The 23,665-nt window shown below is 69.5% G+C and carries 22 protein-coding genes; 16 read left to right on the top strand and 6 right to left on the bottom strand.

Annotated elements, in window-relative coordinates:
• Positions 1-9: 9 nt before the first annotated feature.
• Both doeB and doeA read right to left on the bottom strand, forming a co-directional pair.
• Complete coding sequence (gene doeB, locus OCT48_RS15125) at positions 10-1,023, bottom strand: N(2)-acetyl-L-2,4-diaminobutanoate deacetylase DoeB (protein ID WP_263589957.1); 1,014 nt, start codon at positions 1,021-1,023, stop codon at positions 10-12.
• A 112-nt stretch (positions 1,024-1,135) separates the two neighbouring features.
• On the bottom strand, positions 1,136-2,335 hold the full coding sequence (doeA, locus tag OCT48_RS15130) for an ectoine hydrolase DoeA (RefSeq protein WP_263589958.1): 1,200 nt from the start codon (positions 2,333-2,335) through the stop codon (positions 1,136-1,138).
• A gap of 211 nt (positions 2,336-2,546) precedes the next feature.
• Here doeA and OCT48_RS15135 point away from each other — a divergent pair, with 211 nt between their 5' ends.
• The 4 genes from OCT48_RS15135 to OCT48_RS15150 all read left to right on the top strand — a co-directional run bounded on the left by OCT48_RS15135 (position 2,547) and on the right by OCT48_RS15150 (position 6,942).
• On the top strand, positions 2,547-3,953 hold the full coding sequence (locus tag OCT48_RS15135) for a PLP-dependent aminotransferase family protein (RefSeq protein ID WP_263589959.1): 1,407 nt from the start codon (positions 2,547-2,549) through the stop codon (positions 3,951-3,953).
• Positions 3,954-3,964: 11 nt separating this feature from the next.
• A complete protein-coding gene (locus OCT48_RS15140) occupies positions 3,965-4,900 on the top strand; it encodes a 2-hydroxyacid dehydrogenase (protein ID WP_263589960.1) in 936 nt (311 codons plus the stop codon).
• 129 nt (positions 4,901-5,029) lie between these two features.
• Positions 5,030-5,599, top strand: coding sequence for a nicotinamidase (locus tag OCT48_RS15145; RefSeq protein ID WP_263589961.1), 570 nt, complete (start codon positions 5,030-5,032; stop codon positions 5,597-5,599).
• Positions 5,596-6,942: a nicotinate phosphoribosyltransferase gene (locus tag OCT48_RS15150; RefSeq protein WP_263589962.1), complete on the top strand. Its 1,347-nt coding sequence runs from the start codon at positions 5,596-5,598 to the stop codon at positions 6,940-6,942. Before OCT48_RS15145 ends, OCT48_RS15150 begins: the two co-directional genes overlap by 4 nt.
• A gap of 65 nt (positions 6,943-7,007) precedes the next feature.
• Here OCT48_RS15150 and OCT48_RS15155 read toward each other — a convergent pair whose 3' ends face one another.
• Positions 7,008-7,565 (bottom strand): DJ-1/PfpI family protein, encoded by a 558-nt coding sequence (locus OCT48_RS15155; RefSeq protein WP_263589963.1) that lies wholly within the window; start codon positions 7,563-7,565, stop codon positions 7,008-7,010.
• Between the two features lie 141 nt (positions 7,566-7,706).
• Between OCT48_RS15155 and OCT48_RS15160 the strand changes: the two genes are divergently transcribed.
• The 11 genes from OCT48_RS15160 to OCT48_RS15210 all read left to right on the top strand — a co-directional run bounded on the left by OCT48_RS15160 (position 7,707) and on the right by OCT48_RS15210 (position 18,588).
• Positions 7,707-8,360, top strand: a complete 654-nt coding sequence (locus OCT48_RS15160; protein ID WP_263589964.1) for a hypothetical protein — start codon at positions 7,707-7,709, stop codon at positions 8,358-8,360.
• A gap of 248 nt (positions 8,361-8,608) precedes the next feature.
• Positions 8,609-9,535 carry a lysine exporter LysO family protein gene (locus OCT48_RS15165; RefSeq protein ID WP_263589965.1) on the top strand — a complete coding sequence of 309 codons (927 nt, stop codon included), beginning with the start codon at positions 8,609-8,611 and terminating at the stop codon, positions 9,533-9,535.
• A gap of 232 nt (positions 9,536-9,767) precedes the next feature.
• Entirely contained in the window at positions 9,768-11,207 is a 1,440-nt protein-coding gene (locus tag OCT48_RS15170) for an ATP-binding protein (RefSeq protein WP_263589966.1), read from the top strand.
• Complete coding sequence (locus OCT48_RS15175; protein ID WP_263589967.1) at positions 11,204-11,917, top strand: response regulator; 714 nt, start codon at positions 11,204-11,206, stop codon at positions 11,915-11,917. Before OCT48_RS15170 ends, OCT48_RS15175 begins: the two co-directional genes overlap by 4 nt.
• Before the next feature lie 103 nt (positions 11,918-12,020).
• A complete protein-coding gene (locus tag OCT48_RS15180; RefSeq protein WP_263589968.1) occupies positions 12,021-12,665 on the top strand; it encodes a hypothetical protein in 645 nt (214 codons plus the stop codon).
• 184 nt (positions 12,666-12,849) lie between these two features.
• Positions 12,850-14,901 carry a choline BCCT transporter BetT gene (gene betT / locus OCT48_RS15185; protein ID WP_263589969.1) on the top strand — a complete coding sequence of 684 codons (2,052 nt, stop codon included), beginning with the start codon at positions 12,850-12,852 and terminating at the stop codon, positions 14,899-14,901.
• Positions 14,902-15,046: 145 nt separating this feature from the next.
• Positions 15,047-16,045 carry a carbon-nitrogen hydrolase family protein gene (locus OCT48_RS15190; RefSeq protein ID WP_263589970.1) on the top strand — a complete coding sequence of 333 codons (999 nt, stop codon included), beginning with the start codon at positions 15,047-15,049 and terminating at the stop codon, positions 16,043-16,045.
• Positions 16,046-16,062: 17 nt separating this feature from the next.
• Complete coding sequence (locus OCT48_RS15195) at positions 16,063-17,304, top strand: HD-GYP domain-containing protein (protein WP_263589971.1); 1,242 nt, start codon at positions 16,063-16,065, stop codon at positions 17,302-17,304.
• A gap of 83 nt (positions 17,305-17,387) precedes the next feature.
• Positions 17,388-17,756 carry a DOPA 4,5-dioxygenase family protein gene (locus tag OCT48_RS15200; RefSeq protein WP_263589972.1) on the top strand — a complete coding sequence of 123 codons (369 nt, stop codon included), beginning with the start codon at positions 17,388-17,390 and terminating at the stop codon, positions 17,754-17,756.
• Between the two features lie 15 nt (positions 17,757-17,771).
• On the top strand, positions 17,772-18,263 hold the full coding sequence (locus OCT48_RS15205; RefSeq protein ID WP_263589973.1) for a CreA family protein: 492 nt from the start codon (positions 17,772-17,774) through the stop codon (positions 18,261-18,263).
• Positions 18,264-18,348: 85 nt separating this feature from the next.
• The gene (locus OCT48_RS15210; protein ID WP_263589974.1) at positions 18,349-18,588 is read left to right on the top strand and encodes a hypothetical protein; all 240 of its coding nucleotides are present in this window, start codon (positions 18,349-18,351) and stop codon (positions 18,586-18,588) included.
• Between the two features lie 67 nt (positions 18,589-18,655).
• Here OCT48_RS15210 and adhP read toward each other — a convergent pair whose 3' ends face one another.
• The 3 genes from adhP to OCT48_RS15225 all read right to left on the bottom strand — a co-directional run bounded on the left by adhP (position 18,656) and on the right by OCT48_RS15225 (position 22,653).
• Positions 18,656-19,681: an alcohol dehydrogenase AdhP gene (adhP, locus tag OCT48_RS15215; RefSeq protein WP_263589975.1), complete on the bottom strand. Its 1,026-nt coding sequence runs from the start codon at positions 19,679-19,681 to the stop codon at positions 18,656-18,658.
• Between the two features lie 113 nt (positions 19,682-19,794).
• Entirely contained in the window at positions 19,795-21,315 is a 1,521-nt protein-coding gene (locus tag OCT48_RS15220; RefSeq protein WP_263589976.1) for an aldehyde dehydrogenase family protein, read from the bottom strand.
• A 264-nt stretch (positions 21,316-21,579) separates the two neighbouring features.
• Positions 21,580-22,653, bottom strand: a complete 1,074-nt coding sequence (locus OCT48_RS15225) for a sulfite oxidase (RefSeq protein ID WP_263589977.1) — start codon at positions 22,651-22,653, stop codon at positions 21,580-21,582.
• 340 nt (positions 22,654-22,993) lie between these two features.
• Here OCT48_RS15225 and OCT48_RS15230 point away from each other — a divergent pair, with 340 nt between their 5' ends.
• Positions 22,994-23,653 carry a response regulator gene (locus tag OCT48_RS15230; RefSeq protein ID WP_263592633.1) on the top strand — a complete coding sequence of 220 codons (660 nt, stop codon included), beginning with the start codon at positions 22,994-22,996 and terminating at the stop codon, positions 23,651-23,653.
• Positions 23,654-23,665 lie beyond the last annotated feature (12 nt).

A 23,665-nucleotide genomic window follows, 5' to 3' on the forward strand; every position in this document is an offset into this window, starting at 1 on the left:
GTCAGGGGTTCAGCCGAGCGAGTCGACGACCTCGGCGATCACCGCGATGGTATCACCCATGTTGACGTTGGCCGGGAAGCGGCGGGCGGCCAGCACGCCGTCGCGCCCGGCCCGGTACTCGATCGGCGCCGCGCCGCTGCGGGTCATGTCGTAGACCCGGGCGATGACCTGACCCGTCGCCACGCCCTCGCCCAGCGCCACGGTGAGCTCGAGCAGGCCGGTATGCTCGCTCTGCACGTAGCAGCTGGCATCCGGCATGTCGAGGAACACCTGGGGCGCCTCGGGCGTCTCCAGGGAGCCCTCGACGAGGCCGAAGTGGATCAGGAAATTGCGAACCCCCCGCTCGGTGATGGCCAGGCTCTGCGGTGTCGAGGTGCCGCCGCCGCCGAGTTCGGTGGCGACGAAGATCTTGCCCTGGCGTTCCACGGCGGTGTCGAACAGTGCCTCGGCGTCGAGCTCGAACATCATCATGGCATAGGGGGCACCGAAGGCCTTGGCGCCCTCCAGGGCGCGGCGCTGCTGGTCGGGGTCGTCGAGCACGTGGGAGGCGGCGAAGGGCAGGATGTCCAGGGTGCGCCCCCCGGAATGCAGGTCCAGCACCACGTCGCTCAGCGGTACCAGCGTGCGGGTGAAGTAGTCGGCGATCTTCTCGGTGACGCTGCCGTCGGGGTCCCCCGGGAAGCTGCGGTTGAGGTTGCCGCCATCCATCGGCGAAGTGCGCCGGCCGGCCTGGGCCGCCGGCGTGTTCATCATCGGCACGATGATCACCCGCCCCTGGACGTCCTCGGCCGACAGCGAGCTCGACAGCTTCTGCAGGGCGGTGATGCCCTCGTACTCGTCGCCGTGGTTGCCGCCGGTCAGCAGGGCCGTGGGTCCCTCGCCATGCTTGATCACGGTGACCGGGATCATCACCGCGCCCCAGGCGGACTCGTCGTTGGAGACCGGCAGCTTGAGGAAGCCGTGCTGGACGCCCTCGGCGTCGAAGTCGACGGTGGCGGAAATCGGACTGGGCCGCTTGGTCATGGTCGGTGACTCCTTGTTCTCTACAGGCTCGGGGCTGATCCGGCGACAGGTCTGTTCCCCCTACGACCTGTCCCCGGCGCCCCTCGCTTCAGGCGACTGCGACTTAGCCGGCTCAGCGCACGAACAGCTGGCGCGGGAAGTCGGCCAGGGTCTCGCAGCCGGTCTCGGTGATCAGGATGCTCTCGGTGATCTCCAGGCCCCACTCCTCCTCCCAGAGGCCGGGCATGAAGTGGAAGGTCATGCCCGGCTTGAGGATGGTCTCGTCGGAGGGGCGCAGGCTCATGGTGCGCTCGCCCCAGTCCGGTGGGTAGCTGATGCCGATGGGGTAACCGCAGCGGGCACCGCCGCGGTCGAAGCCGTACTTGTCCATGGCCGCGCCCAGGGCCATGGCGATGTCGGCGGTGCGATTGCCGGGCTTGGCCACCGCCAGGCCGTTGTCGATGCCCTCGAGCAACGCCGACTCGGCGCGAAGGAACTCCGCCGGGGGGCGGCCCAGGAAGACGGTGCGCGACATCGGGGCGTGGTAGCGCTTGAAGACCCCGGCGATCTCGAAGAAGGTCCCCTCCCCCTCACGGAAGGGGCTGTCGTCCCAGGTAAGGTGCGGCGCGGCGGCATCCTTGCCGGTGGGCAACATGGGCACGATGGCCGGGTAGTCTCCGCCGTAGACCTTGCCGCTGGCATCCTTCCAGCCCTCGATGCCGACCCGGTAGATCTCGGAGACCAGCTTGCTCTTGGGCAGCCCCGGCTCGATCACCTCGAGGATGCGCGAGTGCATGCCCTCGACGATCCTGGCGGCGATGCGCATGTACTCGATCTCCTGGGGCGACTTGATGGCACGACACCAGTTGACCAGGACATTGGCATCCATGAAGCGGGCATGGGGCAGCTCGCGCAGCAGGCTCTGGTAGGCCTTGGCCGAGAAGTAGTAGTTGTCCATCTCCATGCCCACCACGCCCTCGTGCCAGCCGCGATCGGGGAGAATCGTCTGGGCCAGGTAGTCCATCGGGTGCATGTCGGGGTTCTGGACGTAGTAGTCCGGGTAGTAGGTGATGTTCTCCGGGTCTATCCAGCAGGTGCGCAGGGCGCCGTTGGCATCCATCCGCCGGCCGTACCAGACCGGCTCGCCTTCCAGGCCGAGCAGCACGCACTGGTGCACATAGAAGGACCAGCCGTCATAGCCCGTCAGCCAGGCCATGTTGGAGGGGTCGCTGATGATCAGCACATCGATGCCTCGACTCGCCATCTCGGCGCGTACCTTCCAGAGGCGGCCGAGATATTCCTCGCGAGTGAACGGCAGGGAAACCTCAATCATGGAATCGCTCATCAAACGATCACATCACCGAATTCCGGCCACGTCCTCTCCTGGAGGCGGCCGGGGCGCAAGAGCGGACTCGCCGGCCACGCCTGGGGTCGTGTGAATTGTCATGACGTTTGCTAGCATGTGTCATGACAATTTCCGGTCAATGTCTCAACGCTGATACTAGCACCCCCGCTCGGCGACCGGTCAAAGGCTTTATTGCATCATGACAATTGATCTGACGCCCTACCTCACGGATACCGGCCCCAAGTACCTGGCCATCGCGCGCGCCCTCTCCGAGGCCATCCGTCAGGGCGACCTCACCCCGGGCACCCGGCTGCCGCCGCACCGCCAGCTGGCCGAGACCCTGAACGTCAGCGTGCAGACCGTCTCGCGCGCCTATGCCCAGGCCGAGAAGATGGGCCTGGTGCAGGCCCGGGTCGGCAGCGGCACCTGGATCAACGCCCTCGACGACGCCCGGGAGTCGGCCTACCTGCGCGGCCAGGAACCGCGCCATGAAAGCGCCCTGATCGACCTGTCCATCGCCCATCCGATCTGCCCCCCGGGACATCACCTGCGCTTCCGCGAGACCCTGGCGCGGCTCGCCGAACAGGCCAGCCCGGACGTGGTGACCGCCAATCGTCCCATCGCCGGCCTGCCCCACCATCGCGAGCGGGCCAGCGACTGGCTGAGCCAGCGGCTCGGCGTGCCCGGCGAGCCCGAGAGCCGGGTGCTGTGCAATGGCGCCGCCCATGGCCTGATGCTGGCCATCTCCACGGTGGTCCAGCACGGCGACCTGGTGCTGACCGAGGCCCTCACCGACCATGGCCTGATCGCCCTGTCCCGCACCCTGGGCTTCCAGCTGCGCGGCGTGACCATCGACGAACGTGGCGTGGTTCCCGAGGCTTTGGACCTCGCCTGTCGGCGCTTCAAACCGCGCGCCGTGTGCCTGACGCCGACCCAGCTCAATCCCACCGGCGCGACCATGGACACCGCGCGACGCGACGCCGTGGCCCGGGTCCTCGATCACCATGGCGTCTGGCTCATCGAGGACGATGTCCACGCCCTGCTGGAGCCGCCGGGTCTCACCCCGCTCACCGCCCGGGTGCCGCAGCTGGGCTTTCATGTCACCAGCCTGACCAAGGCCACCGTGCCCGGGGTCCGGGCCGGCTATCTCAGCGTGCCCCGGGGCCAGCTGCACCACACCCTGCCGCGCATGCGCGCGACCACCTGGATGGCCACCCCGCTGATCTTCGAGATCGCCGATGCCTGGATCGCCGACGATAGCCTGGAGGTCATGGCGGCGGAGCAGCGTCGGCTGCTCGCCGAACGCCAGCGGCTGGCCGCGAGACTGCTCGACGGCCATGAACGCAGCGCCCGCCCTTCCAGCCTGCATGTCTGGGTCTCGCTGCCCCCCGCCTGGCGGGCGGAGGAACTCCAGCAGCAGGCCGAGCAGGAGGGGGTGGCCATCACCACGGCGGCACCCTTCATGGTCGAACAGACCCCGGCCCCGCGGCGCATCCGGCTCAGCCTGGGCGCCGAGCCCGATATCGCACGCCTCGAGCAGGGCCTGGCCCGCCTCGGCGGGATGCTCGACGAGGCCCCACCCCCCATGATGCAGATCGTCTACTAGAAGGAGGTCCCATGCGCGTAATGGTCCACACCGATGCCGCCGAGGCCTGGCGCGAGGCCCTGGCCAGCCGCCTGCCCGAGGCCGAAGTCTTCACCAGCACAGCCCCCCTCACCGAGCGCCGGCGGGCGGACTACCTGGCGGCCTGGAAGCCCTCCGCCGAGCTGCTCGGCGAGCCGACGCACCTCAAGGGAATCGTCAACCTCGGCGCCGGCGTCGACGCCCTGTTGAACAACCCTGGGCTGCCCCGCGGCGTGCCCATCGTCAAGCTGCGCGACGCCGGCATGGCGGGGCCCATCGGCGACTATGTGCGCTACGGCCTGCTGCACTTCCAGCGTGATTTCGATCGCTACGCCCGCCAGCAGTCGCGGGCGACGTGGCACGAGCATCCGCTGATCGACAAGGCCGACTGGCCGGTGGGCGTGCTCGGCCTGGGGGCCATCGGCGCTAGGGTGGCCGCCATGGTCGCCGCCGACGGCTTCCCGGTGCATGGCTGGAGTCGCTCCTCCAAGCGGCTGCCCGAGGTGACCTGCCACCACGGCGAGGCGGGCCTGATGACGCTGCTCGGCCGGGTGAACACCCTGGTGCTGCTGCTGCCGGACACCCCGGCCACCCGCGGGATCATCGACGCCGACGCCCTGGCGGCACTGCCCGAGGGCGCCACCCTGATCAATCCCGGCCGTGGCTCGCTGGTCGACGAGACCGCCCTGCTCGAGGCTCTGGGTGACGGCGAGGCGGAGGGCCGGCTGCGCGGCGCCCTGCTGGATGCCTTCCCCGAGGAGCCGCTGCCCGAGACCAGCCCGCTGTGGCACCACCCTCGGGTGATCGTCACCCCACACATGGCCGGCCCCACCCCGCTGGCCGAGGCCGTGGACCAGGTCGCCGAGGCCCTGCGCGCCTTCGAGGCCGGTGAACCGGTGGAGACCATCGACCCCGAGGCCGGTTACTGAAGGGCCCACATGGCTCCCGGCCAGGCCTGTCGAGGGGCGCCGGGGACAGGTCGCAGAGGGGCCTACACGAAACCGGATGCAGGGCGTAGGCTGGAGGAAGACACACACCGACCTCGAAGGAGGTGCACGATGCGTCACGCTCAGGTGGACTACAGTCGCCGCGACGCGCTGCTGGTGGTGGACATGCAGAACGACTTCTGCGAGGGCGGCGCCCTGGCGGTGGCCGGCGGCAACGCCCTGGTCGCGGGCATCAACGCCGAGATCGCCGCGGCCCACCAGGCCGGCGCCCTGGTGGTGGCCACCCGGGACTGGCACCCGGTGGATCATGTCAGTTTCGCCCACCGCGGCGGCCCCTGGCCGGTGCACTGCGTCCAGGACACCGAGGGGGCCGCCTTCCATCCGGACCTCCGGCTCCCGGCGGAGACCATCCGCGTCAGCAAGGCCACGGCCTTCGACGCCGATGCCTATTCGGGATTCGACGGCACGGGCCTCGGGGACTACCTGCGCGACCGCGGCATCACCCGGGTCGTCGTCTGTGGCCTGGCCCTGGACGTCTGCGTCCGGGCCACGGTGCTGGACGCCCGCCGGGAAGGTTTCGACACGCTGCTGCTCGAGTCGTTGAGCGCGGCGGTGGATGCCGACAACGTGGCGACGTGCCGGCGCGAGTTCGCCGATGCCGGTGCCGAGGTGCGCCCATGAGCCGGCCGACGCCCCTCCAGGTGGACGACGACGAGCTGGCGCTGCTGACCGACCTCTACCAGCTGACCATGACCCAGGCCTACTGGAAGGAGGCCATGCACGAGGTCGCCACCTTCAGCCTGTTCTTTCGCCAGCTGCCACCCCAGCGACGCTTCATGCTCGCCTGCGGCCAGCAGCATGCCGCCGAAGTGGCCAGCCGGCTGCGCTTCACCGATGGGGCCCTGGCCCGGCTGGCCACCCTCGACCACTTCGAGAGCGACTTTCTCGACTGGCTGGCGAACTGGCGGTTCGAGGGCGATATCTGGACCCTCCCCGAGGGCACGCCGGTCTTCGCCAACGAGCCGCTGCTGGAGGTCGACGCCCCCATCGCCCAGGCTCAGCTGCTCGAGAGCCTGGTGATGAACCTGGTGCAGCTGGAGACGGTGCTCGCCTCCAAGGCGGTGCGCATCGTCATGGCGGCCCGGGGCCGGCCGGTGGTGGACTTCGGGATGCGCCGCATGCACGGCGTGGATGCCGCCGTCCGCGGGGTGCGGGCCTACCGCACCGCCGGGCTCTCCGGCACCAGTAACGTCCTCGGCGGCCTGCGCCACGACCTCGCCCTGAACGGCACCATGGCCCACAGCTACGTGCTCGCCCACGACAGCGAGCGGGCGGCCTTTCGTGCCTTCGCCCGCTACTACCCCGGCACCACGCTGCTGGTGGACACCCATGACACCCTCGCCGGGGTGCGCCAGGTCATCGACCTGATGCGCGACGCCCCCGAGGTGCGCGTCAGCGCCATCCGGCTGGACTCCGGGGACCTGGGCGAACTGGCCAGGGGCGCGCGCGCCCTGCTCGACGAGGCCGGCCATGAGGACATCAAGATCGTCGCCAGCAGCGGCCTCGACGAGCAGGCCATCGAGGCATTGCTCGAGGACGGGGCGCCCATCGACGCCTTCGGGGTCGGCACCCAGATGGGCGTGGCGGCAGACGCCCCGGTCATCGACCTCTCCTACAAGCTGGTGGAGTACGCCGGCACGCCGCGGGTCAAGCACTCCACGGGCAAGATCAACCTGCCCGGGCGCAAGCAGGTGTATCGTCGCCGGGACGCGATGGGACACTACAGCGGCGATGTCATCGCCGCGCGGGACGAGGCCATCGACGCGGCCACGCCCCTGCTGATTCCCTGCGTGGAGGGCGGCCGGCCCGTCCCGGAGGCGATGGCCCTGGCAGACACCGCCCGGGAACGGGTAGCACAGGCCCTGACCCAGCTGCCGGCGACGCTGCGACGCCTCGACCACGGCGAAACCGCCTATCCGGTCACGCTCTCTAAGGCACTGGAGCGCCAGGTCGCCCGGGACTGACCCCGGACACGTCCCTACCCCGTGCCACGGCGGGGCATGGAGGCCCCGCCGGCAGCGGGTCGGGGCTACAGCAACTCGTGGAAGCGGGCGAGCCAGGCCGGATGGGCCGGCCAGGCCGGGGCCGTGACCAGCTTGTCGCTGACGATCGCCTGATCGACCTCGAGCTCGGCAAAGTCGCCGCCGGCCAGGTGGACCTCGGGGGCGCAGGCCGGATAGGCCGAGACCCGGAGCCCCTCCAGGGAGACCGCCGCGGCCAGCAGCTGGGCCCCATGGCAGATGGCGGCCACCGGCTTCTCGTGGTCGAAGAAGTGACGCACCAGTTCCAGAACCCGCTCGTCCAGGCGCAGGTACTCGGGGGCGCGCCCCCCCGGAATCACCAGACCGTCGTAGTCGTCGGGGGCGACCTCGGCGAAGGTGGCGTTGAGGACGAAGTTGTGGCCCGGCTTCTCGGTATAGGTCTGGTCACCCTCGAAGTCGTGGATGGCGGTCCGGATGCGATCTCCCTCGCGCTTGTCGGGACACACCGCATCCACCTGGTGGCCCATGGCCTGGAGGGCCTGGAAGGGCACCATGATCTCGTAGTCCTCGACGAAGTCGCCGGCGATGAGCAGCAAGCTGGCCATGGGGATCTCCTTGTGCATGGGGAGGGAAAGCGGGGCCCTGCCAGGGCAGCCTAGCCCGCCATCGATGAATCGGCCATGACCGGCGGGAACCCGGGGCGACCCGCCGCGCTCTCAGGACAGTCACCCCATCGAGGCACCGCCATGCTCCCTTCCGCCCTGCGCCTCATCGGCTGGCTGGCGCTGCTGTCGCTGGCCCTGCCCGCCCTGGCGGCGCCCCAGCCGCAGGCCTTCAGCGCCCGCTATCACCTGCAGGTAGACGGCTGGCCGGATGCCGACATCCGCCATCGTCTCCGCCATGAGGGGGGCACCTGGCAGAGCGAGATGCGCACCGAGCTGCCCGGGGCCTGGGGGCGGGAGTGGGGACGCTTCCGGGTCGCCGAGGATGGAGTTCGCGCCCTGCACTATGCCGCCGGCTACTCGCTGCTGGGGATCCAGCGGGGCTACTCGCTGGACCGGCGGGACCTGGGGGCCCTGCCCGATCGCCAGAGCGCGCTGGTCGCCCTCGCCCGCCGGGTCATCGACAATGCCTGCGCCCGGGACTGCCCGCTGCGCTACCGTGACCACAAGGGCCGCGAGGAAGTGCTGCACTACCGGGTGCTGGGGCGGGATGCCCTGTCCCTGCCGCTGGGCCGCTTCGAGAGGGTGCGGGTCGCCCTCACCGACCCCGCCGAGGCCGACAGGCGGCTGGTGCTGGACCTGGATGCGCGGCGTCCCGGCCTGCTGCTGGCCATGGAGTACCACCGCGACGGCCAGCGCCGCAGCCGGCTGACCCTGACCGCGCTGGCCGAGCCCTGAGCCCCCTCCGCCACCAGGCAAAAATGCCTGGCAGCCGGTCGGATTTGACCGATCGTCACGAGAAAGACGGATTTCGAGACGAGTTTATCGATCTGATGAGGCGAATAGCCCGCTATTTAACGAATCAGATCGAATGACATCGGCCGAAAGCCCGGGTTTCGCAGTAGAGCAGCGTCGAGTCCGACAGGCTGCTAGAGTAGCCGGTTTTCGGGTCGCCGACGGCACCCCCAAGGAGAAGGGACTCTCGCATGCTGACCGGTCTGCTGATCGTCTTGTTGCCGCTGGTCCTGGGCTATCTGGTCCGAGTCCGGCAGGCGGGGCCGATGGCCCTGATCAACCGTGGCGTGAATGCCTCGATCTACGTGATCCTGCTGCTGATGGGGATCGGGCTGGCCGGCCTCGACGACCTCGGCGGCCAGCTCTCGCGGATGGGCGGGCAGGCCCTGACCCTGCTCGGCGTGACCTCGGCCTGCAACCTCGCGGCCCTGGGTTGGCTGTCCCGCCGGCTGCGCCTGGCGGTGGATCCCTCGCGGGTGGTGGCCGGCGCCCCCACCAGCAAGCTCGCCGCCATGGCCGGGTCGCTGTCGCTGGTCGGGGTGGTACTGCTGGGGGTCGTGCTCGGCGTGGTGGCCGGCGGCCCCCTGGGCGAGCGCCTGTTCCCCTGGGCGGAGCGGCTGGCGGAATGGGTGCTCTATGCCCTGCTCGCGCTGATCGGCTGCCAGCTGCGCAACTCCGGCATGCCGCTCCGGCAGATCCTGCTCAACCGGTTCGGCCTGGCCATCGCCATTACCCTGGCGGCGAGCTCGCTGGTCGGCGGCCTGCTCGCCGCCCCCTTGCTCGACCTGCCCTGGAACCAGGGCCTGGCCCTGGCCGCCGGCTTCGGCTGGTACTCGCTGTCCGGCATCCTGATCGGCGACCAGCTCGGCCCCCTGCTCGGCGGCGTGGCCTTCTTCAACGACCTCGGCCGCGAGCTGCTGGCCTTCGTGCTGATCCCGCTGGTGATCCGCCGCCAGGCGGCGCTGGCCATCGGCTATGGCGGCGCCACGGCCATGGACTTCACCCTGCCGGTCATCCAGCAGCACGGGGGCGTGGCCTGCGTGCCGGTGGCGGTGGTCAGCGGGTTCATCCTCTCGCTGCTCTCACCGCCGCTGATCCTGTTCCTGCTGACGCTGTAGGCCATGGGCACCCTGCCGCTCTCCAGGGGTCACCCAGCAGCACGGCGGCGTGGCCTGCGTGCCGGTGGCGGTGGTCAGCGGGTTCATCCTCTCGCTGCTTTCACCGCCGCTGATCCTGTTCCTGCTGACGCTGTGACCGGCCCAATGGGGCGACACCTGCACAATGCCTGCACACCGATCGGGGATGATAGGGTGTCGTCCCTTCGTCCCTGCTGGCCCGCGGAGTCCGTCCATGCGTTCCCGCTCTGTCTTCACCCCGGCCGTGTCCCGGCTCGGGATCAAGTTGTTCGTGATCATCCTGGTGGTCAACGTGGCCATCTCCGGACTGGTCTTCATCGCCGTGTCGCGCAGCCTCGACCAGGGCTTCATCGAGTACCTGGACCGCACCCAGACCCGGCGGGCAGAGACCCTGGCCAAGGGCCTGGCCGACGAATGGGCCTGGCGCGGCGACTGGCAGTGGCTGCGCCAGTCGCCGCGAACCTGGCACCACCTGGTGCGTCGCCAGCTGTGGCCGGGGGATGCCCCGCCGCCGGAGGGCATCGAGCGCCGCCTGGGGGATCCCAAGGACTTCGTGCTCCATGACGCCGAGGGCCTGCCGGTGATCGGACTGCCGCCGGACAACGACCTGGAGGCAGCGGAGCTGCGCTGGCTGCCGATCGTCAGCGACGGCACCCGGGTCGGCACCCTGGGCTACCGACCGCCCCAGCAGCTGATGGCGCGCATGGATCGGATCTTCCTCTCCCAGCAGCGCCGTAACCTGGCGATCATCGTCGCCGCCCTGGGGCTGGCCTCCCTGCTGCTGGCGGGGGGCCTGTCCTGGTGGCTCGGTCGCCGTACCCGGGGCATGACCCTGGCCACCCGGCGCCTCACCGAGGGCGACTACAGTACCCGCCTGGCCGAGCGCGGCCGCGACGAGCTCTCCAGCCTGGCACGCGACTTCAACGTCCTGGCGGCCACCCTGGAGGCCAGCCGCGAGGCGCGCAGCCGCTGGGTCTCGGACATCGCCCACGAGCTGCGCACGCCGCTCGCCGTGCTGCGCGGCGAGATCGAGGCCATGCAGGACGGCATCCGTCCCCTGGATCTGGACAACCTGGGCTCGCTGGCCCAGGAGGTCGACCAGCTCGAGCGCCTGGTGGCCGACCTCCGGCTGCTGTCCCAGAGCGACGCCGGTGCCCTGGAGGTCCAGCTGGCGCCCCTGGACCTCGCCGCCAGCCTCGCCGCCCGCCTCGACGAGGCCGCTCCCTGGCTGGCCGACAGCCGTCTCGCGCTCGACAGCGAGATCGCGGGTCCGGCCTGGATCCGCGGCGACACCCAGCGGCTGCGCCAGCTGTGGACCAACCTGCTGGACAACACCTGTGCCTACACCCGCCCCCCGGGCCGGCTGAGGGTGCGCCTCGCGGCCACCGGGGAGGGCTGGCAGGTGAGCTGGGAGGACAGCGCCCCGGGGGTGCCCGAGGCCGAGCTGCCGCGCCTCACCGAACGCCTCTACCGGGTCGAGGGATCGCGCAGCCGCGCCAGTGGCGGCAGCGGCCTGGGGCTGTCCATCGCCATGGCCCTGGCCCGGGCCCACGGTGCCGAGATGGTCGCCAGCCCGTCGTCGCTGGGCGGGCTATGCTGGACGCTGACCTTTCCGGCCATCGCCGAACATCAACTCAGGGAGGATGACGCATGATTGCCCCGGACCCCGCGACCGACCGAGTCCTGATCATCGAGGACGAACCCAAGATCGCCCGCCTGGTGGCGGACTACCTGGAGGGCAGCGGTTTCGACTGCCACCACATCGACCACGGCGACAAGGTCCTGCCCTGGCTCGAGGCCCAGGAGGCCCGCCCGGAGCTGGTCCTGCTCGACCTGATGCTGCCGGGCACCGACGGCCTGACACTGTGCCGGGAGATTCGCCAGCGCTGGCCGCGGGTCGCGATCATCATGCTCACCGCGCGGGTCGAGGAGGTCGACCGGCTGCTGGGCCTGGAGCTCGGCGCCGACGACTACATCTGCAAGCCGTTCAGCCCCCGGGAGGTGGTGGCCAGGGCCCGGGCCGTGCTGCGCCGCAGCCGTGCCGCCGAGGCCCCGGAGACCGCCGGCGACGCCAACACCCTGAGCCTGGACGAGGACGGCTGGCGGGCGCTGGCCGACGGTCGGGACCTGGGGCTGACCGCGGTGGAGTTCCAGCTGCTGCGGGTGATGATGCAGTCGCCCGGGCGCATCTTCTCCCGGGAACAGCTGATGGATCACATGTACCGCGATCACCGCATCGTCTCCGAGCGCACCGTGGACAGCCATATCAAGAAGCTGCGCAAGAAGATCGCCGAGGTCTGGCCCGAGCGCGAGATCATTCGCTCGGTCTACGGCGTGGGCTACAAGTACCAGCCGGAGGAGTGAAGTCCCGCGGACATGCACCACCTTTGCACCCTGGGTCCACGGCCCTTGCACGCCGCCGGGCGACACTGCAAGCGTCAACCCAAGGCCACAAGGAATGCCCGACATGAAGAAGACGAGCCTGACCCGCAAGCTGTTCGCCCCCGCCCTGCTGGCCGCCGCCATCGCCCCCCTGGCGCTCTCCGCCAGCGCCGCTCCCGACGAGGGGGGACATCACCGGGAGCATCGTGCCGAGCAGCGCGAGGCCCTCTTCGAACGCGCCGGCCTCGACGCCGAGACGCGCGACGCCCTGGCCGAGGCCCGCGCCGAGCATCACCAGGCGCTGCAGGAACTGCAAGCCGAGCACCGCGAGCGGCTCGAGGAGATCCTCGACGACGACCAGCGCGCGGCCCTCGAGCAGGCCAAGCGCGAGATGCGCCAGGAATGGCGCGCCGAGCAGCGCCAGGCCCGCGAGACCCGTCTGGAGGCCCTGTTCGACGAGTGGCAGCTCGACGAGGCGACCCGCGAGACGCTCCGCGAGCAGCGCGCCGCCTTCCATGCCGAGGCCCAGGCGCTGCACGACCAGACCTTCGACAGCCGCGAGGATCGCCGGGCGGCCTGGCAGGCACTCCGCGCCGACTATCGCGAGACCCTCGCCGAGCATCTCGACGAGGAACAGCTGAGCCGCCTGCGCGAGGCCATGCGGCCCGACCACAAGGGCCCCGGCTCGCACCACGGCGGCGAGCGCCCCCGGCACCCCGACGCCGGCTGACGCCGCCCTCCCCGCCTCCCAGGACGCCCGGCCTCGTGCCGGGCGTCTTCGTTTTCCTCTCACCGAACTTCGAGATTCCCGACCCGACCGGCAGGCCGACTTGCAGACCGCAGGGGATGTGAGTATTTTATTTGAACGTTCATTTAAAAAAGAGTCGCCCCAACAACGACAGGAGTCTCACTGAATGACGGATAACATCGCCCTTCCCGAGCGACGGGACCGGATCAACCGCACGGTCTTCCACGGCAGCGTGGCAGGCATCCTGGTGTTCCTGGTCCTGACCATGACGTTCACCCAGGAGGCCGGCGCCTTCTTCGACGCCGGCCTGGCCTGGGTGAATGACACCTTCGGTTGGTACTACATGCTGGCCGCCGTGATCTATCTCGCCTTCGTGGTGGTGATCGGCTGTTCGCGGGTCGGCTCGATCCGCCTCGGCCCGGACCACTCGCGCCCCGAGTTCTCGCTGGTGTCCTGGGCCTCGATGCTGTTCGCCGCCGGCATCGGCATCGACCTGCTGTTCTTCTGCGTGGCCGAGCCACTGTCCCACTACCTGACCCCGCCGGACCTGGCCCCGGAAAGTGCCGCGGCCATGCGTGCCGCCGTGCCCCAGACCTTCCTCCACTGGGGGCTCTCCGGCTGGGGCATGTACGTGCTGATGGGCATGGCGCTGGCCTACTTCAGCTATCGCCACCGCCTGCCACTGGCCATCCGCAGCGCCCTCTACCCGCTGCTGGGCACGCGCATCAACGGCCCCATCGGCAACGCCGTGGACATCACCGCGGTGATCTCCACCGTGTTCGGCATCGCCACCAGCCTCGGCATCGGCGTGATGCAGTTGAACTACGGCCTGACCTTCATGTTCGGCGTGCCCGAGAGCCTCGCCACCCAGGTGGTGCTGATCGTGCTGGTGGTGATCCTCGCGACCATCTCGGTGGTCACCGGCGTCGAGAAGGGCATCCGCCGCCTGTCCGAGTTCAACATGGGGCTGGCCGCCGCCCTGCTGCTGTTCGTGCTCTTCCAGGGAGATACCCTGCACCTGCTCGATGCCCTGGTGCTCAACGCCGGGGACTACCTGAGCGGCTTCGTCGGCAACAGCTTCGACACCTACGCCTTCGCCGGCGAGGATGCCCAGCAGTGGAAGGGCTGGTGGACCATCTTCTTCTGGGGCTGGTGGATCGCCTGGACGCCCTTCGTCGGCCTGTTCCTGGCGCGCATCTCCCGGGGTCGGACCATTCGCGAGTTCGTCATCGGCGCCCTGCTGATCCCGCTGGGCTTCATGATGGCCTGGATGTCGATCTTCGGTAACAGCGGCATCGAGATGGTCGCCAACCAGGGACTCGTCGAGCTGGGGGAGCAGGCGCTCAACGCCCCCCAGACCACCATCTACACCTTCCTCGAGCAGTACCCCTACATCGGTATCACCGCCTCGGTGGTCACCATCCTGGGTATCGTGTTCTTCGTCACCTCCGCCGACTCCGGCGCCCTGGTGCTGGCGAACTTCACCTCGATCCTGTCGGATGTGAACCACGACGCGCCGATCCGCCTGCGCATCTTCTGGTCCGTGGCCATCGGCCTGGTCACCGTGGCCCTGCTGATGGCCGGCGGCCTGTCGGCGCTGCAGAGCGCGGTGGTGATCACCGCCCTGCCCTTCTCGCTGGTGATCTTCGCGATCATGGCCGGCATGACCCGCGCGCTGAAGCTCGAGAGCAAGAAGGCCGAGGCCCGCCGCCAGGTCAGCGGCACCGCGCCGGGCGGCGACTGGCGAGAGCGCCTCGACCGGGCGCTGGACACCTCCACCCGGGCCGGCGCCGCCGCTACCGTCGAGCACGCCGTCCGGCCGGCCCTGCGCCAGTTCGCCGAGGAGCTCGAGAGCCGCGGCCAGCCGGCCACGGTGACCGAGGAGGCGGTCGAGGGCGAACCGCTGCCGCAGCTGACCCTGCAGGCGGACTTCGACGACGCCCACGGCTTCGTCTACCAGGTGCGCGCCCACCGCCTGCGCACCCCGAGCTTCCTGCCGGCGGACGACGACTACTATGTGCGCCTCGACGTCTACCTGACCGAGGGTGGCGCGGACAAGGACCTCAACGGCTATACCCGCGGCCAGGTGCTCGGCGACGTGCTTTCCGAATACGAGCGTCACCTGCACTTCCTGGCCCTGGCCGGCGAGGGCGGCGCCAGCGTCCAGGCGATGCCCGGGTCCGTGGGCGAGCCGCCCCAGGACCTCAGCCCGGCCTGAGGCACGCCCAGGACCGGTACGCGAGCGGCGACCCCACGGGGTCGCCGCTTTCGTGTGCGCAGCCCCGCCGGCGGCGACAAATCGCCGGATCGCGCCCATAGTGGAATAGAGGTGACCACCGCCGGCCTTGTGGGAGGAACCGACCATGTCCACCCGAGTCGCCATCATTCAGGCCCCGCCGCGCCTGCTCGACCGGGACGCCAGCCTGGAGTGGGCCGTTGCTCTGACCGATGAGTCGGCCGCCTCGGGGGCCGGCCTGCTGGTGTTTCCCGAGGCCTACCTGCCCGGCTACCCCACCTGGATCTGGCGCCTGCGGCCGGGGGGCGACATGGCCCTGACCGGCGAGATCCATGCCCGCCTGTGGGAGAACGCCATCGACCTGGACCGGGATCACCTTCGCCCCCTCCAGAAGGCCGCGGCCCGCAACGCCGTGACGCTGGTGATCGGCCTCCATGAGCGGGATGGCCGCTACAGCGGCACCACCCTGTACAACACCGTGGTGGTGATCGGACCGGACGGCACCCTGCTCAACCGTCATCGCAAGCTGATGCCGACCAACCCGGAGCGCATGGTCTGGGGCCAGGGCGACGCCAGCGGGCTGCGGGTCGTGGACACCCCGGCGGGCCGCCTCGGCGCCCTGATCTGCTGGGAGTGCTACATGCCGCTGGCCCGTTTCGCGCTCTACGCCCAGGGCCTTGAAGTGTTCATCAACCCGACCTGGGACGCCGGCGAGACCCGTCTGGCCACCCTTCGCCACATCGCCAGGGAGGGCGGCTGCTGGGTCCTCGCCACCGCGACGGCCCTGGAGGGAAGCGACGTTCCCGGGGACTTTCCCGAGCGCGACCGGCTGTTCTCGCCGGACGAGTGGATCAACCCCGGAGACGCCACCGTGGTCGCCCCGGGGGGTGAGGTGGTCGCCGGGCCCCTGCACCGCGAGAAGGGCATCCTCTATGCCGACATCGACGTCGCGGCGGCCCGGCGGGCGCGACGCACCCTGGACGTGGGCGGCCACTACGGCCGACCGGATCTCTTCTCGCTGAGCGTGGACCGCCAGCCCCGCGTGCCGGCACGCTTCGAGGACGGATCGGGCCCGGCGACCACGCCGCCACCCGACGGATGGTCTATAACTGTAGCCAGCCCATGACAGCCGGAGACAGCGTCATGCAACGCGCCAACGACCCCCCGAGCGGCGGACGTCTGGTCGAGGTACCGGTCAGCCTGCTCGAGAACGGCATGTATATCGCCGCCCTCGATCGTCCCTGGATGGTCCCGCCCCACCTGTTGAAACGCGGGCGCTCCGACCTCCGTCGACTACGCAGCTACTGCCGCTCGGTGTATGTCGACCCCCAGCGCTCCCACCCCCAGGTGCAGGCGATCCTGTCCGCCCTGCAGAGCCCTCCGGACCTCAGCGAGTTCACGCCCTTGCCCGCCGAGGAGCGACGCAGCCCCGCGGCCGCGCACCGCGATCCCCGCGAGGTACACCACGCCGAGCAGCTGTACACCAAGACCCAGCGCACGCTGCAGCGCCTGATGCGCGACGAGCATGACTGGTATCGTCGCCTGCCGACGCTGCAGCGGGAGATCGGCCGGCTCATCGCGTCGCTGGAGGTGGTCCCCGAGACCCTGGTCTGGCTGACGCGCCTCAAGCACCGGGTCGCCTACCGGATGGAACACGGCCTCAACGTCGCCATCCTCGCCATGGCCTTCGGCCAGCACCTGGGCCACGAGCGCTCACGGCTCGAGGAACTGGGGCTCGCCGGCCTGCTGCACGACGTGGGCAAGATGCGCCTCGACCAGGCGTTACTGGACAAGCCCGGCCCGCTCACCGAGGAGGAATTCCAGCACGTCCAGAGCCACGTACTGCGTGGTTACGCCATGCTCGAGCATGACCCGCATCTCCCCACGGCGGTCAAGATCGCCTGCCGGGACTATCACGAGCGTCTCGACGGCAGCGGCTACCCCCGCGGCAAGCCAGCCCGGGACATCGGCGAGGCCGCCCGGATCCTCGCCATCGTCGACACCTATGACGCCATCACCAGCGACCGCGTCTACAGTCCGGCCCGACCGGCGACCGAGGCCCTGGGCATCCTCCATCAGGGCCGTCGATGCCTCTTCGACGGCCGACTGGTCGACCGTTTCATCGACTGGATCGGCCTCTATCCCCTCGGCACCCTGGTCGAGCTCAACAACGGCATGGTCGGCATCGTGGTCGCGCAGGTGCCCGACCAGCCGCTCCGGCCACAGGTCCTGGTCAAGCTCGACGAACGCAAGGCGGCCATCCCCGGCAGGCTGGTCGACCTCGACGAACCGGCCCTCGGCGGGTTCCGGCTCTCGGTGGACAAGGCGCTGCCCCCGGGCGCCTACGGGGTCCAGCTGGCGAGCCTGCCGATACCCGGTAGCTGATGCCCCGGGGCCCGTGTCGGGGGAGCCCTCTCGCGGCGGCGCCGCACAACGGTTACCCTGAGGCCCCCCGCCAGGAGACCGCCATGAGCGACACCCCGCCCCTCACCGACCCGCGCCACATCACCCACTACCACGCCCACCTCTACTACGAGGATGCGGCGGGGCTGGCCGAGGCCCGCCGCGTGGCCGGGGAGGCCGCCGAGCGCTTCGCGATCCGGGTGGGACGCTTCCACGAGCGACCGGTGGGGCCCCATCCCCTGTGGAGCTGTCAGCTCTCCTTTGCCCCCGAGCTGTTCGGCGAGGTCGTGCCCTGGCTGGCCCTCAACCGGGGCTCGCTGGATGTCTTCGTCCACGTCGGCACCGGCGACGACCGCTTCGACCATACCCAGGGGGTGATGTGGCTGGGACACAGCCATCCACTCGACCTGAGCCTCTTCAGCGACGACCACTGACCAAGATTATTGCCCATGCGCTTCCCCTTTCCCGCCGTCCCCTGGGGTCGGCTGGCCCTGACCCTTTGCACCTTCCTGCTCGCCGGCTGCGACGGCGGCAACGAGGTCGGCGACGTCTCCCTGGGCCTGTTCACCACCAAGGACATCAAGATCGAGAGTCTCACCGACCCCAAGGTGCCCGGGGTGACCTGTCACCTCAGCAACATCGATGCCGACCTGGACCTGGCCGATCCGTCCGACACCAGCCTCGCCTGCCGGCAGACCGGCCCCATCACCACCGAGATGCTCGCCGACATCGACACCTCGGCGGACGGCGAGTTGCTCTACCGGCGTTCCCAGAGCGTCCTGTTCAAGAGCCTCAAGCTGCGGCGGATCTTCGATGCCGAGAGCCAGACCCTGTTGTATCTGGCCTACAGCACCAAGGAGACCAGCGGCAGCTTCAAGCACGCCCTGAGTAGCGTGCCACTGTGGGGCACCCAGGCCTGGCGGAGCTCGGAACCGCGGTAGGGCCTCGGCGACTGTGGCGCCGCCACGGTCCCGGCGGGGTCTCGACTACACTGATGGGCACATACCGCTGCCGAGCGAGGCGCCCATGAGTCACCGCTTCATCGAGGTCGTCAGCGACTACCCCTCCACCGAGGAGGAGTTCGTCCTCTTGCTGCATCTCGACCAGATCGCCCAGATCCGCCCCGAGTTCGAGGCGGAGAACGAGCCGCGCCACGAGCCGGTGGCCGTGGTCACCCTGGCCAATGGCGAGATGCTGGTTCTCAGGAACAGCTTCAAGAGCGTGGTCAAGCGGCTCACCGAGGCGAAGATGGTGATGCGCCCCTAGGTCGCGGCCAGACACGTGACCGGGGCACGCGTGCAGCGTGCCCCGGTCATGTCCTGGCCGGCCTCGATCAGCGCATGTCGAGCACGATGCGCCCTTCGATCCGGCCATCGAGCATGCGCTGGAAGATGTCGTTGATGTTCTCCAGCTGGTCGCTCGCCACCGTGGCCTTGACCTTGCCCTCGCCGGCGAAGTCGAGGGCCTCCTGCAGGTCCTGGCGGGTGCCGACGATGGAGCCGCGAACGGTGATGCCGTTGAGCACGGTGTCGAAGATCGGCAGCGGGAAGTCGCCGGGAGGCAGGCCGTTGAGCGAGATGGTCCCCCCGCGTCGCACCATGCCCTGCGCCTGCTCGAAGGCCTTGGGCGAGACCGCGGTGACCAGCACGCCATGGGCACCGCCGATCTCGCGCTTGAGGTAGGCGGCCGGATCGATGGTCAGGGCGTTGACCGTCACGCTGGCCCCCAGGCGCTTGGCCAGCGCCAGCTTGGTGTCGTCGATATCCACCGCGGCAACGTTGAGCCCCATGGCGCGGGCGTACTGCACCGCCATGTGGCCGAGGCCGCCGATGCCGGAGATGACGACCCATTGCCCGGGACGGGTGTCGGTCATCTTGAGCCCCTTGTAGACGGTGACCCCGGCACAGAGCACCGGCGCGATCTCCAGGAAATCGACGTTGTCGGGCAGCCGCCCCACGTAGCCGGCATCGGCCAGGGTATAGCCGGCGAAGCCGCCGTTCACCGAGTAGCCGGTGTTCTGCTGGGACTCGCACAGGGTCTCCCAGCCCCCCAGGCAGTGCTCGCAGTGCCCGCAGGCGGAATACAGCCAGGGCACCCCGACCCGGTCGCCTTCCTTGAGATGGCTGACGCCCTCGCCCACCGCCGCCACATGGCCGACGCCCTCGTGGCCGGGGATGAAGGGCGGCTCGGGCTTGATCGGCCAGTCGCCATGGGCCGCATGAAGATCGGTATGGCAGACGCCGGAGGCGGCCACCTTCACCAGTATCTCGCCGCGCCCCGGGCGGGGCACCGCCACCTCCTCGAGACTCAGCGGTTCACCGAAGGACCGCACCACGGCGGCCTGCATCGTCTTGTCCATGAATCCCACTCCTGATCGTTGCGTTGGTAGAACCCGGTACGACCGCGTGGCGGCACCGGTCTTCGACTCGTCAGGGAAGCCGCCCCGGGCAGGATGCCCGGGGCCAAGGGGCCTTAGAAGAAGCCCAGCGGGTTGGTGTCGTAGCTGACCAGCAGGTTCTTGGTCTGCTGATAGTGCTCGAGGGCCATCTTGTGGGTCTCGCGGCCCACGCCGGACTTCTTGTAGCCGCCGAAGGCGGCATGCGCCGGGTACTGGTGGTAGCAGTTGGTCCAGACCCGGCCGGCCTGGATCCCACGCCCCATGCGGAAGGCCACGTTCATGTCGCGGCTCCACACCCCGGCGCCGAGGCCGAACTCGGTGTCGTTGGCGATGGCCAGCGCCTCGGCCTCGTCCTTGAAGGTGGTCACCGCCACCACCGGGCCGAAGATCTCCTCCTGGAAGACGCGCATCCTGTTATGGCCCTTGAGCAGGGTCGGCTGGATATAGAAGCCGTTGTTGATCGACTCATCCAGGGTCTCGCGGTTGCCGCCGGTAAGGAACTCGGCACCTTCCTCACGGGCGACGTCCATGTAGGACATGATCTTGTCGAACTGCTCCCGGGAGGCCTGAGCCCCGACCTGGACCTCGGTGTCCAGCGGGTTGCCGCGCTTGATGGTGGTCACCCGCTCCATCACCCTGGCCATGAAGGCATCGTAGATATCCTCCTGGATCAGCGCCCGGGACGGACAGGTGCACACTTCTCCCTGGTTGAAGAAGGCCAGCACCAGGCCCTCGGCGGCCTTGTCGACGAACTCCGGCTCGGCATCCATGATGTCGGCGAAGTAGATGTTCGGCGACTTGCCGCCCAGCTCCACGGTGGAGGGGATGATGTTGTCGGCGGCGCACTTGAGGATGTGCGCGCCCACCGGGGTCGAGCCGGTGAAGGCGATCTTGGCGATGCGCTGGCTGGTGGCGAGTGCCTGGCCGGCCTCGGCGCCGTAGCCGTTGACCACGTTGACCACGCCGGGCGGCAGCAGATCCCCGACCAGCTCCATGACCTTGAGGATCGACACCGGGGTCTGCTCGGCGGGCTTGAGCACCACGCAGTTGCCGGCGGCCAGGGCCGGGGCGAGCTTCCAGGCGGCCATCAGGATGGGGAAGTTCCAGGGAATGATCTGGCCCACCACGCCCAGCGGCTCGTGGAAGTGATAGGACACGGTGTTGGCATCGATGTCCGCCGCGGTGCCTTCCTGGGCACGGATGCAGCCGGCGAAGTAGCGGAAGTGATCGACCGCCAGCGGAATATCGGCATTGAGCGTCTCGCGCACCGCCTTGCCGTTGTCCCATGTTTCGGCGACGGCGAGCATTTCCAGGTTCTGCTCGATGCGGTCGGCGATCTTGAGCAGCAGGTTGGCCCGCTCGGTGGCCGAGGTCCGGCCCCAGGCCGACGCGGCCGCGTGGGCGGCGTCCAGGGCACGCTCGATGTCCTCCGCCGTGGAGCGGGGAATCTCGCAGAACACCTCGCCGTTGACCGGGCTGACGTTGTCGAAGTACTGGCCCTTGACCGGCGCGACAAACTCGCCGCCGATGTAGTTGCCGTAGCGGGACGCAAAGGACACCGGGGCATCGGGACTGCCGGGGTTGGCGTAGATCATGGTGCGCACTCCTGACTGTTGGGAATCACGACGATCCGCTCGCGGCCGAGGACCTCAGCCGGACGCGTCGCATGCATTAGAGGGTAGTGACTCCTGCGCGTGCGCCCATCCTGCCTTGGGCGCAACGGATGGGGGTCTTTGGTCGTAGTTCCCCGGCCCCGCCCATCGGACGGTGGCCTCGTCACCAACGACCGTCTCCCCTGGCGGCCCCGAGAGGAGGCGGGACAGGCGGCATGTCCCCAGGCCGGGGGACGAGGGAAGAACTCAGGGGGCGGGTGCGAGCTCGCGGCGTACCTGGACCACCAGGCGCTGGACCGCATTGTTGGCGACCCCCTTGAGGTTCCACTGCGGTACCAGCGGCTGCACGTTGCCGGCCGCGTCCGTGGCCCGACAGAGCAGCTCGTGGCGGCCCTCGTCGGCCTCCCAGTCCAGTGACCATGCCTGCCAGACATGGGGCGCCGTTGGTGGCTCCAGCGCGGCCGCCTGCCAGTGCTGGCCCGCATCCGTGCTGACCTCGACGCGGTCGATGCTGCCCCAGCCCGACCAGGCCCGGCCCTGCAGGGGGTGGTGGCCGGGAGGGAGCAGGCGCTCGCGGGTCTCGAACACCGGCATGCCCGGCGGCACCATCAGCGCCCGGGGATACATGCGGCTCAGCTGGACCCCGGGGTCGTCCTCGTGCTGGGCGATACGATAGAAGACGTTCTGCTGGTAGCCCCAGAACGGCTCGTCGAGCACCGTGATGCGGTGCAGCCATTTCACCTGGGTCATGCCGTACCAGCCAGGCACGATCAGACGCAGCGGGAAACCATGCTGGGGTGGCAGGGGCTCGCCATTCATCTCGTAGGCCAGCAGCACCTCGGGACGCAGGCAGTCGGCGGCGGACAGGGCGCGCTGGTACCACTGGACGATCCCGCCCTGCTCGCCTCGGTCGAGTCCGGTGAAGAGCACCTCCTTGGCATCGTCGAGCAGGCCGGCATCCTGGAGCAGCGGCCCCAGCGGGGTCCCGATCCATTCGCCGGTACCGACGGCCTCGTCGAGCCATGGCTGGCTGTGCGGCCGGGGCTCGAGGCGCGCCCGACCGTTGCCGGCGCACTCCAGGGTCACCGGCTGGGTCACGCGGGGTCGCGCGCGAAGCTCCTCCAGCGACAACGACAGCGTCCGATCGACCCGGCCATCGACTTCGAGCCGCCAGGTCGCGGCATCGACACGGGGGATATCGAAGTGGGTGAGCACGTAGTGCATGCCCACGGGCGTGGTCGCGTAGGCCAGTCCCTCGAGCGGCATGCCGTGGTTGCGAGTCGCCGACTGCAGTTCTTCGAGGGTGAAGTCCGTGGTCATGCCGCCCTCCCGTCTGACGAGGAACGGCCGCAGTGGTCGTGGCTACGGTCGAGGTGGATTGCCTTCAGTATAGGCACCGCCACCCACGGCGTTGCGTCAACTCGAGCCCAGGGGACCCTCGGCAAGGGGGCGACTCGCGTCCGGCGAACGGCGTGCCTCGGGCCTCGCCCCGACGGAAGTCGTAGTTCCCCCCACGCCGTTTGGCGTCATCATGGGACGAAACACCCCACGCCCTCCCCCACGCTGGGCCACCGCCCGAGCAAGGACGTTCGAGGCCGCCGGGGGACGCCGCATGGACAGGATGGCGATGCCGATCGACGACAACGACAAGGCCTTAGCCATGTACAAGCTACTGATCGCCGACGATCACCCCCTGTTCCGCGAGGCCATCGGCCGGGTCATCCGCGACGGCTTCGATGCCGCCGAGGTGCTCGAGACCCAGGACCTCGAGGCCACCCTGGCGATGGCCAGCGAGCATGATGACCTGGACCTGATCCTGCTCGACCTCAACATGCCCGGCATGCATGGGCTGGGGGGACTGCTGCGGTTGCGCAACGAGGCCCCGACGATCCCGGTGGTGATCATCTCCGCCGAGGAAGACAAGCAGGTCATCCTGCAGGCCGTGACCTATGGCGCGGTAGGCTTCATCACCAAGTCGTCGCCCCGCGAGCAGATGACCAGGGCGATCGCCCAGATCCTCGAAGGCAACATCTACCTGCCCTCGGACATCATGCGCGCCACCGGCCCCCCGCCGGCCCGCGGCGCCGAGCCGGGGCTCAGCCCGCAGCAGCTCGAGACCCTGACCCGCAAGCAGCTGGAGGTGCTCGAGCGCCTGACCCGCGGCGAATCCAACAAGATGATCGCCTACCACCTGAACATCGCCGAGACCACGGTGAAGGCCCATGTCTCGGCGATCCTGCGCAAGCTCGGGGTGCACAACCGGGTGCAGGCAATCCTCTCGGCCGGCGATATCGACTTCAGCGCCTACCTCAGGCGCTGACCCTCAGCCTCG

It is taken from the genome of Halomonas sp. M4R1S46, assembly GCF_025725685.1.
Lineage (GTDB): Bacteria > Pseudomonadota > Gammaproteobacteria > Pseudomonadales > Halomonadaceae > Halomonas.

Bases quoted from the DNA above. Each gene is read 5' to 3' on its own strand.
- OCT48_RS15195 (WP_263589971.1), top strand. From the start codon at position 16,063: ATGCAACGCGCCAACGACCCCCCGAGCGGCGGACGTCTGGTCGAGGTA.
- OCT48_RS15230 (WP_263592633.1), top strand. From the start codon at position 22,994: ATGTACAAGCTACTGATCGCCGACGATCACCCCCTGTTCCGCGAGGCC.
- doeB (WP_263589957.1), bottom strand. From the start codon at position 1,023: ATGACCAAGCGGCCCAGTCCGATTTCCGCCACCGTCGACTTCGACGCC.
- OCT48_RS15170 (WP_263589966.1), top strand. From the start codon at position 9,768: ATGCGTTCCCGCTCTGTCTTCACCCCGGCCGTGTCCCGGCTCGGGATC.
- OCT48_RS15175 (WP_263589967.1), top strand. From the start codon at position 11,204: ATGATTGCCCCGGACCCCGCGACCGACCGAGTCCTGATCATCGAGGAC.
- OCT48_RS15135 (WP_263589959.1), top strand. From the start codon at position 2,547: ATGACAATTGATCTGACGCCCTACCTCACGGATACCGGCCCCAAGTAC.
- OCT48_RS15140 (WP_263589960.1), top strand. From the start codon at position 3,965: ATGCGCGTAATGGTCCACACCGATGCCGCCGAGGCCTGGCGCGAGGCC.
- OCT48_RS15220 (WP_263589976.1), bottom strand. From the start codon at position 21,315: ATGATCTACGCCAACCCCGGCAGTCCCGATGCCCCGGTGTCCTTTGCG.
- doeA (WP_263589958.1), bottom strand. From the start codon at position 2,335: ATGATTGAGGTTTCCCTGCCGTTCACTCGCGAGGAATATCTCGGCCGC.
- OCT48_RS15205 (WP_263589973.1), top strand. From the start codon at position 17,772: ATGCGCTTCCCCTTTCCCGCCGTCCCCTGGGGTCGGCTGGCCCTGACC.
- OCT48_RS15145 (WP_263589961.1), top strand. From the start codon at position 5,030: ATGCGTCACGCTCAGGTGGACTACAGTCGCCGCGACGCGCTGCTGGTG.
- OCT48_RS15200 (WP_263589972.1), top strand. From the start codon at position 17,388: ATGAGCGACACCCCGCCCCTCACCGACCCGCGCCACATCACCCACTAC.
- OCT48_RS15180 (WP_263589968.1), top strand. From the start codon at position 12,021: ATGAAGAAGACGAGCCTGACCCGCAAGCTGTTCGCCCCCGCCCTGCTG.
- adhP (WP_263589975.1), bottom strand. From the start codon at position 19,681: ATGGACAAGACGATGCAGGCCGCCGTGGTGCGGTCCTTCGGTGAACCG.
- OCT48_RS15190 (WP_263589970.1), top strand. From the start codon at position 15,047: ATGTCCACCCGAGTCGCCATCATTCAGGCCCCGCCGCGCCTGCTCGAC.
- OCT48_RS15150 (WP_263589962.1), top strand. From the start codon at position 5,596: ATGAGCCGGCCGACGCCCCTCCAGGTGGACGACGACGAGCTGGCGCTG.
- OCT48_RS15155 (WP_263589963.1), bottom strand. From the start codon at position 7,565: ATGGCCAGCTTGCTGCTCATCGCCGGCGACTTCGTCGAGGACTACGAG.
- OCT48_RS15225 (WP_263589977.1), bottom strand. From the start codon at position 22,653: ATGACCACGGACTTCACCCTCGAAGAACTGCAGTCGGCGACTCGCAAC.
- OCT48_RS15160 (WP_263589964.1), top strand. From the start codon at position 7,707: ATGCTCCCTTCCGCCCTGCGCCTCATCGGCTGGCTGGCGCTGCTGTCG.
- betT (WP_263589969.1), top strand. From the start codon at position 12,850: ATGACGGATAACATCGCCCTTCCCGAGCGACGGGACCGGATCAACCGC.
- OCT48_RS15165 (WP_263589965.1), top strand. From the start codon at position 8,609: ATGCTGACCGGTCTGCTGATCGTCTTGTTGCCGCTGGTCCTGGGCTAT.
- OCT48_RS15210 (WP_263589974.1), top strand. From the start codon at position 18,349: ATGAGTCACCGCTTCATCGAGGTCGTCAGCGACTACCCCTCCACCGAG.